General features: G+C 62.1%; 1 pseudogene. It reads left to right on the plus strand.

Features of this window, described 5'->3' with window-relative positions:
- Positions 1 to 138, plus strand: a pseudogene (locus tag D3D02_RS19560) (CopG family transcriptional regulator); the annotation flags it as partial.
- Positions 139 to 462 lie beyond the last annotated feature (324 nt).

The following is a 462-nucleotide window of genomic DNA, read 5'->3' on the forward strand; positions in this document are numbered from 1 at the left end:
CACCTCCGCGAACAGCTCGAAGAGCACAAGCGGTACATCAACCACCTTCGGGAGCAGGTCGAGGGCGACGACGAGGACGTGATCCACTTGGAGGACCTCGACGGCGAGTCGGACGAGCCCTCGTTCCGCCTCGGTTAGGGTCACACGCCGCCCCGGACCGCCTTCCGCTCCGACCGAGACCGTCCGACCCAGTGCTTCTCTCGCCGCGCTCGACCGCCGAGCCGCGGCGCCGCGCCGCCCGGGTTCCGCCTCTACCGGCGGCCCCCGGCGCGAAAACCTTCCTGTTCGTCCGTTACTGACCGCCGAACCGCCCATCTTGGCGAAAATATTGCCGAACAGCTCCGAGTTTGTTCAGAAACGTCCGATTCTCTTCCAGTGCGATGGACGGTTTCTCAGTGCGAAGGCGCTATTTCTGATTATACTAAATTATTTACGAAAACGTTATTACCCGGGCGGTGAACG

This window comes from Halobellus sp. Atlit-38R (genome assembly GCF_003665925.1).
In the GTDB taxonomy this organism is placed as follows: Archaea; Halobacteriota; Halobacteria; order Halobacteriales; family Haloferacaceae; genus Haloquadratum; species Haloquadratum inordinatus.